Source organism: Parashewanella curva, from assembly GCF_003675895.1.
Lineage (GTDB): Bacteria > Pseudomonadota > Gammaproteobacteria > Enterobacterales > Shewanellaceae > Parashewanella > Parashewanella curva.
On the sequence record NZ_ML014782.1, the window covers coordinates 40,981 to 50,194 of the forward strand.

The 9,214-nt window shown below is 35.2% G+C and carries 2 protein-coding genes; one reads left to right on the forward strand and one right to left on the reverse strand.

Annotated features, from left to right (window positions below; translation table 11 throughout):
• The first annotated feature begins 11 nt into the window (after positions 1–11).
• The gene (locus D5018_RS11970; protein ID WP_121839245.1) at positions 12–6,383 is read left to right on the forward strand and encodes a calcium-binding protein; all 6,372 of its coding nucleotides are present in this window, start codon (positions 12–14) and stop codon (positions 6,381–6,383) included.
• A gap of 812 nt (positions 6,384–7,195) precedes the next feature.
• Here the strand turns inward: D5018_RS11970 and D5018_RS11980 are convergent.
• Entirely contained in the window at positions 7,196–8,500 is a 1,305-nt protein-coding gene (locus tag D5018_RS11980; protein WP_121839247.1) for a hypothetical protein, read from the reverse strand.
• Positions 8,501–9,214: the final 714 nt, after the last annotated feature.

Genomic DNA, 9,214 nt, shown 5'->3' on the forward strand with positions numbered 1-9,214 from the left:
GGAAGTAAATAATGAACTTGTCTGAATTAGCCCAGTTGGCAAAAAATATTTATAATGATGATAAAAGTGGTGTGTTAAAATTACAATCTAATATTAACATATTTGCCAACGAGCTGAAGAATATTGCAAATGGAAATGGAGATCTAAACAGTACGACATTAGCTGCGGCAAGCGTGGTGGCATCGTTTGTTGATTTGTTAAATAAAGACTCTAACGTTGGTGTAGTTGTTAATTTTGGGGTGCTAAAAGCAAATTTTGATGCTGCTAAAAAGGAATATAAAGAGCACGGTGTTGTCAGCACAAAAACAAAATTAAATCTTGCTTCTTCAATATTAGATGTTACTAGTGATGTTACAGCTCAACTAGCTAAAAAGCGTTTTCCTAAACTTTATATAGTGACTGTTTTGGCAGATATACTAAGTGTCATATCAAAACATATCGCAGTAAATGCTGAATCTGCGGAGCAACTTCAACGTAGAACAGAACAAGAGTTCAGAACACAAGTTAAAATTATTAAATCTGAGTTAGAAAAAAGAACAATAGATTTTCATGAAAATTATGAAAAAATAGTAAGAAAAGAGGCGCTTATTCTTGGTGTTGATGTTAAGAAAATCCTTGAAGAAAATAAATCGAATGATGTCGAGCTCCTAATGCAGCGACTCGTTAATGAAATTCAAGATGAAGTTAACAAGATTTTAGATTTAAGAAGTGTCAAGAGATTAGAAGAGATTCAACAACTTTCAGATAAATATATTGGCGAGTTTGAAATTATATCTGGTGGGTATGGTGATGGAGGAGAGGTTTCTAAAAAATTAAAAGGTTATTTAACTTTCGATGTTCGCCGTGCAAGGGAAAAGCTGTTTCAAGCTGCAAGTGATAAGTTTAGTTCAGAATTAAACGATAAAGATAACCGTAAGCAAGTTCAATCATTTATAGATAAAATTAATATTGCTATAGGGCAAGCACAATTAAAAAATCTCTATGTAGAAGGATCAATCAAGACTTGGAAGAATGAATTGTTTGCTGCTCTGAGTGAAGAGCGTAAACAAGTGTTAGAGGAATTATCAAAAACCAAAAGTGACTTGTTAGGCTATCTTCCTAATTATGAAAGAGATATTGTTTCTCCCTTGGGAAATAAAATCAAAGAACTTACTAGAGAGTTTGCTATATATGAAAGGCAAGAAATTGAACGTCAACTTGTCAATAATGTTTATAAAGATTTAGCCGAATCTGTCGTTATTGACAGAAAAAACTTCATGGACAAAATTGCAGATATGCATCTTGAGTCGACAGGGTATTTGCAGAACAAAGCAGCTGATTTGGTCGAAAAGCTGAGAGGAAAAGATATAGCAATTCCTGACTCTATTCTTCGAAGGCTAGGAGAAATTACACCTGAAGTATCTAAAAAATTGAAGCAGTCCTTGGATGCCTTATATAATATTTTTGATTCACATTTAAAGGATTTTAAAGATTATAGTGTTTTTATAACTAATGTTCAGGGAGCCTTAAATGCAGAAACAGCTCGCCTTAAAACTGATTTTGCAACAATGAATTCTGAGCTAAATAGTATAATTAATACATTAAAAGGGCTGTTGGAAGAGGAAGAAGATCAAGACCAAGACCAAGATAAAGATGGTATTCCAGACAAAGATGATCCAGACAAAAATAATAACGGAATTCCTGATGGGGAAGAAAAAGGAACTGATGGTGGGGAAGGTGGCGAGCTAGGTAATTCAGCTATCGAAGGTAGCAATAATGCTAATAGGCGTAGACGTATTGATCCTTTGGTGCTTGACTTAGATGGAGATGGTCTTGAGTTTGTTAACCTTGAAACGACGAAAGCACACTTTGACTATAACAGAGACGGGTTTGCTACTAAAACATCTTGGTTAAAAGGTGATGACGGTTTCCTTGCTCGTGATCTAAATGGTGATGGGAAAATAAATGATATCAGTGAATTATTTGGAAGTGAGACTCAAACTGGTTTTGAAGAACTAAGTAAGCATGATAGCAACAAAGATGGTGTCATTAATAATAAAGATGAAATTTTTAAAAAACTGCTAATATGGCAAGATAAAAATGGCGATGGAATTTCGACCAAAGATGAGTTGAAGAAACTATCTAATTATAATATTTCAGAAATTAGTTTAAGCCGAAAAAATATCAATGTTGAAAAAGACGATACGATAATTGATGAGCAAGGCTCATATACAACAACAGACAAAGACGGCAACAAAAAAACACATATATTGGGTGATGTACAGTTTAGTACCTTACCGACTTATTCTCGATATTCTGGGAATGTCACACTTACTGAAGCAGCTAAAGCAGTTCGTAATATCAAAGGATATGGAGTACTTCCTGATTTACAGATTGCCATGAGTTTAGATAAAAAATTTGCAGGTGTCGTTAAATCAACGCTTCAAAATTTAACTAGTGAAAACTTATTTGAGCGATTTGATAATCTTCTTATCCATTGGGCAAAAGCTGATTCTGTAAAAATCCAAGACATAGATGTAACCCCCCCAAATCTATTTGTAGATAAAAACGGGATGATTGGCTTAGGAGGTGGCGTGGTGCTATCACTTTCTCAATTGGCTGTAATTAAAGCATATACTGGTATTGATAACCTTGAAATTAGTACCAATACCTTTAACACACCTTCTGGCACAAAAACAGTGGGTGAAGCATACTTGGAAGCTTGGAATAAGATTCGAAATAATCTACTAATTAAATTTGCGGTTACTCAAGGCTTAACAAATAAATTTTTCCATTCACTAAGTTATGACATAGGCAATGATAGTTTAAATGTTCCTTTTGAATTTTTATCAAGAAATGCAAAAGGTATTGTTGAGCTAATTGTTAGTGAGAATAACCCTTTAAATACAGCAGAAAAAGCAGCTAACTTGGCCATAGCTTTAATGGCCATGAATCAGTTTGACACAAAACTCGTATCAGAAGTTAAAGAACAAGTATTAAAGGCGTTGGTAAAAGCTAGTGGAAAAGCTTCTAAGTGGCTTGAAAATAATCATAAGAGTATACAAAACATTTATCCTGAAGTATTCATCGGTGACAGTTTATCAGGAACTCACGCAAATGAGCTTTTTTTGGGTACTGATAAAGATGATACGATTCAAACAGGCTTTGGTAATGATACCGTTTATGCTGGAGCAGGTAATGATAATGTAAGTGTTGGCTTTTATGACGACCCTGAAAGTGCTAGTCGTAATAGTGTCTACACGGGTTCTGGAGATGATATTTTAAAAGTATTCTCGAGTAACTCGAAGTTATATGCAGGTTCAGGCAATGATTTGATTGGTATAGCAAAGCGAAATAACAATACAGTACATGCGGGCTCAGGCAATGATAGAATTTTCATAGAAGGTGGAAGCAATAATACAGTTTATGCTGGCTCTGGTGATGATGAGCTTTTAACGAATAGTGTAAAATCTTTGGTCGTATATGGAGAAGGTGGTAATGATACTCTCAAAGCAGAAATTGAAAGCAACGGATCAATTAAACTTGATGGAGGAGATGGTAACGATACTCTTGTTGGTGGCATTTTGGGAACAAACCACCTACTTGGAGGTAAAGGTGACGACACTTTAGGAGTTGTTAATGATGGGTTTTTAATTAAAAGTAAGTACAGCAATACTTATGATGGTGGTAAAGGTGACGACACCTTAAGTGGCTCTAATGGTGAGGACACTTATATATATAACCTTGGTGATGGCAATGATACGATCATTGATAATGATAGATTTAAATCAAAATCAAATAGTTATAAAAGTCAAAATTTAGAAGATATCATCGTATTTGGTAAAGATATTTCTAAAGAAATGGTCAGCTTTACTCATGATCCTGATGGTAGTCTAGTTGTATTGATTACCGATCCAAAAAACTCTGATAATAATGGCTCTATAAAAATCAAAAATGCTTCAGTAATTGATGCTTATCGCATTGAATATGTAAAATTTGCTGATGGCAGTCGTATTACACTAGCAGAAATGCTAGCAGCTGCAGATTTACGTGCAGGAACAGATATTAACCGCACAATTAGTATTAATTCCTCTTCAGAAATAATTAAGCTGGGGTCTGGAAGTGACAATGTTTCTATAACAAAAGATAGAAACAAAGTATACGCAGGTGAAGGCGATGATACGATAATTTCAGGAGGAAATGGGAACACTATTTATGCTGGAGCTGGCAATGATACTGTTTTAATAAAAGCCGATAATACTCGCTCAGCCACAATTAAAACCGTTGTTTATGGCGAAGGTGGTGATGATGTTTTAACTAATCGCTCTTCAAAAAACGTTACATTGGATGGTGGTGGAGGTAATGATACTCTGATAGGGAACCATTATGCTGATCATACGTTAATAGGCGGTGACGGAAACGATGTTTTGAAAATAGATAATACTATTTCTAGTGCAAAAAATAATACTTTTGAAGGTGGAAAAGGAGATGACACGATAATAGGTGCTCGTGGGAATGACACTTACCTCTATAATCTTGGAGATGGAGATGATGTTATCTCTGAGGTTGGTTCGACTACGGAGGATAAAATCGTATTTGGAGATGGGATTACTGAAAAAATGCTGAGCTTTAGACGTGATCTTAAGGGAAATATTATTATTGAAATAACTGATCCAAATAATTCAGCTAATAATGGCTCTATTTCCATGAAAAATGCTTTTGTGGACAGTAAATATCGTATTGAGCGTCTTGAGTTTGCAAATGGAAGTGTAATTACTGAAAAAACAATGATTGAGGCAGCTAATAAGCTAGTCGGTACTGATGGCAATGATGAAATTAAAGGTTCCTCTCATTCTGAAATTATTAAGTCAAAAGCTGGAAACGATGTTGTCTATACAGGAAGTGGAAACGATGTAGTTTATGCTGGTGAAGGTAATGACAAGATTTATAGTCAAGGAGGAAGTGATGTTTTATACGGTGAAAAAGGGGATGACACATTAGTTGGCCATTATCGTTCAAATAATAAATTGTTTGGTGGTGATGGTAATGATGAGCTGAAGCTATCAGAAGTTAATGTTATTAGTAATACAAACTCGAATATATTTGAAGGTGGAAAAGGCGATGACAAAATAACAGGCTCATACAGTCGTGATACATATAAATATAATTTAGGTGACGGTAATGATGTAATTACTGATAGTGGTTTAAAATCAAAAGATAAGATTGTATTTGGTGAAGGTGTAACTGAAGAGATGTTAAGTTTCACCCATGACAGTGATGGTCACATAATTATAAAAATAGTTGACCCGAAAAATGCGGATAATAATGGCTCCATAATTATTGAAAATGCTTATATAAATATAGCATACCACATTGAAAGCATAGAGTTTTCAGATGGTAGCAGTATTGATTCATCTAAATTGTTAGTAGCAGCTAAAACAATCTATGGAACTAATAAAAATGAAACAATAAAAGGAAGTGAAGGAGACGAGATAATTAAAGCTAAAGGTGGAGATGACATAATCAATACGGGAAAAGGAAATCATACTGTCTACGCTGGAGTAGGCAATGATATTGTAAACTCACTAGATGGAAAAGATGTCATATACGGTGGAAAAGGTGATGATACGATTAATTCTGGTCGTGGAAATGACACCGTATACGGTGGAAAAGGTGATGATACGATTAACTCTGGGCGTGGAAATGACACCATATATGGTGGTGATGGCAACGATACAATAGATGTTACCTTTGGTGATGATATTGTCTACGCAGGAGAAGGCAATGATACAGTTTACGCTTCATTTGGAAGTAATACCATTTACGGTGAAAACGGCAACGATCTTCTGGTTAGCCGTTTCAGAAACGGAGAGAAAACGAGCGTATTAGACGGTGGCAAAGGAAATGATTTCATGATAGGTGGTGGCAGCCTAGAAACTTATCAATATAATCTTGGTGATGGAAACGATATAATTCTAGATGCCACTACAATTCCTGAAGAATCTTATTCCGAATCGTTGGGAATCAAAAAAGATAAAATTTTGTTTGGAAAAGGTATTACTAAACAAATGCTTAGTTTTTCACATGATAGTAATGGCCACCTTATTATAACTATTGTAGATCCAACCAACAAAGAGAATAATGGTTCAATAGTTCTTCAGTATGCTTATTTTGATAATCGCTACGGTGTTGGTCGCATTGAGTTTTTCGATGGTAGTAGTATGGATTCGGAAGAAATGTTGAACTCTGCAGTGATGAGTAAACTAGCTGACAAGGGGAATGTTTCTTTACTTGCTCAAGCTATGACAAGTTTTGATTCAAATTCAGAGGCTGTTTCAGTTCTAAGTTTAAATGAAACTTATAGTCATCAGGCTAAGCTAATTAATTCTATATTTGAGAAATAAAGAAAAGTTGAGCTTAGTTGTAGTAATTCTTAAAGGACTACAACTAGGCTCATAATTAAAAGGTTCAAACTATTGCAGCAATGCTATTTATTGAATAAATATTCTTAGGCTCTACGACACTGTCAAAAATGTCAGTGAGCAGGCTCGAAATACCCAAAAGTGCGCGAGATACCTATTTAACTCATTGTATCTAAAAGGACTCAAATTACTCCAAAGCCCTAATTTACCTCGCGGGTCAAATCAAGGTTTTTTGTTTATATACAGTAAGATAGGTATGACAGTGAGCGAGTGATGGGGTGTCAGGGGTCGGAGGTTCGAATCCTCTCATTCCGACCATTTTTATTAAATTTTACAATGAGTTAGCTTTCTTAGCCCCGCTGACATATTTTCTGAAATCTCGTGCAAATCTTGCGCATCGATTCACTTTTGCCATTTTAAAGCAGTGCCTTATGAGCTTGAACGCTGATACAAAAAAATCTCGCGCACTTTTTCTCGGTCATTTTTTCTAATTTGGTTTTCATCGATTTGAACCAAATGATCGAAGAGTACAGACGAAAAGTAATCGAATAACCTTAAATCAACGTAAAAAATTACGTTTGAAATAGTGATGCTTATCTTTAAACATCAATTAATTACATGATTTATCAACTGAGCATAACCAAGATTACCGTTTTCCGAAGGTGAGTTTGAATTGTGTGATTCAGGTAATCAAAGTGATGTGGTTACTATGGGGGTGTGTCTCAAGTAAACTTATCTAAAAGTTTGGTGATGTTCCTAACGTACGTCTTGTAGCTAAGTGCGACTTATAATACTTACGCAGAGCTACGGGTGACGTATTCATTTACAGGTACAGCTCTAAAATCATCTGCTTCAAGTACTTTGTTAGTTAATGGGTGACGTGCCGATTCAGTGACATCAAATAATTTCATTACATTATTTTTAGAAACCATATTCCAGGTATTGTTACTCATTTTTATTTGAATAATGTCTTCATTTTTTTCCTGATGGAGATCAAGCCCTGTGACACAGCACGATTTATCGCTTTCTATATCTTTATAGCTGGTAGTTCTCAAGCTCATCACAAATTCCTTTAAATTAGGAATGCTTTCTTTTTCACTTACCCTCTTTAGCAATTTTGTCTCTAGTTGATTTAAATTAAGCTGTTGATATTGCTGCGGTGGTATCTTATCTTTTAAAGCCTTCAATGCATTCAGACTATACTCTGGAGTATCATCTTCAAATCGGTAGATAGCTTCAAGGTGCCTGTGAAGAGGGGCAGTATCTGCTTCAATGTCTTCTTTTTTTATAGGATCATAAAATGACAAGGTGATTTGTTCTTCTTGAGTATCATCAAATTGGGTTAAGAGGGATAATAATTCATCAGGTAGCTGAACAGCGACTTGTGATTTGACTAATTCTATCTCTCGGCCAAGCATTGCGGCATTAAAACAACTTTGGTTATCTGGATTATTTAGCATTGATGCTAATTTCTCAGTTAAAACTTTTTGTCTATGGTGGGGCAAAAGAGATTGATTGACTGTAACAATATAAAAATCAGGAGTTGTTTGTGACATTGATATGGCTAATTGTGAGTTCCCACAAAAAAAATTTTCATGAGTTGCTTGCTTGCCACGAATTAGAAGTGACTGAATAAAAGCATCCCTTAATTCACCCACCGAAGAATCTGGACCCACATCAATACTGGCTATACTTACCTGTGTATAGCAACAAGTATTTTCGCAAGCTCTCTCATCTGTATGGTTGAGATGAAAATTTTCAAAGCTTGAAGCATTAGCTCTTACTGCAGGGCTGTTTATTACCGCAGTGAATCTTGAAAGTGTATCTTTGTCATGGGTTGCATGAAATTGCCTGTACCTTTGAGTTTTCTCTGAAGATAAAAATATTTGAAAGCTTGTTGGAGGTGATACAAAGCCTTCGACAATAGGTTGCAACAGTGTTGTTTGGTTACCTTGCCTACAATGACGAATTGAAAAATTAGTCTCATGTATCCAAAAGCTTTTATGAGTTTTTTTAACGCCATAATGAAGGATACTATGGTAATACTCGCTCTCTATTTGGGCAGAAGATAGAAATAAGTTTGTTAATGCAGTTGCCATTTTCATACTCAATTATGCGAACTGTATCAATATATTAGCTGCAACAAGTGTTACTTTCTGTTAAATCTTGTTAATAAGATTTTCATCAGATTCTCAGAGTCTTCTACAGTGTTCATTTGAAATCTATTCGCTCAAAACTGAGAAAAACGCGATGAGCTTGAGAAGTAAAGTATTACATTATTATAGATAATGAGCTTGAGTTATATACCAAGTTCGTACTTTTATAGGCAAGGCTGAATTTGATACCTGTATATGAATAAGTATTCTTATACTCTACGACACTGTCAGAAATGTCAGTGAGCAGGCTCCAAATACTCAAAAGTGCGCGAGATACCCATTTAACTCATTGTATCTAAAAGGACTCAAATTACTCAAAATCCCTGATTTACCTCGTGGGTCAAACCAAGGTTTTTTGTTTATATACAGTAAGATAGGCATGATAGTGAGCGAGTGATGGGGTGTCAGGGGTCGGAGGTTCGAATCCTCTCATTCCGACCATTTTTTTCTTATTTTACAAGTGATTTTGAGCTCTTAAGAAATCTTGTAGCGCAATATTTCTCTCAAAAACCATTTTTTATAGCATATATGCATAGGTATCTACACAATGTGATCACTTTCTAAGCAATTAAACTTTTTCATGGAACTGTTTGAAAAAGTGGCGATCAGATCTGCAAATTCCCTTCAACTGACGATAAAAATGGATTTGTTTGCACA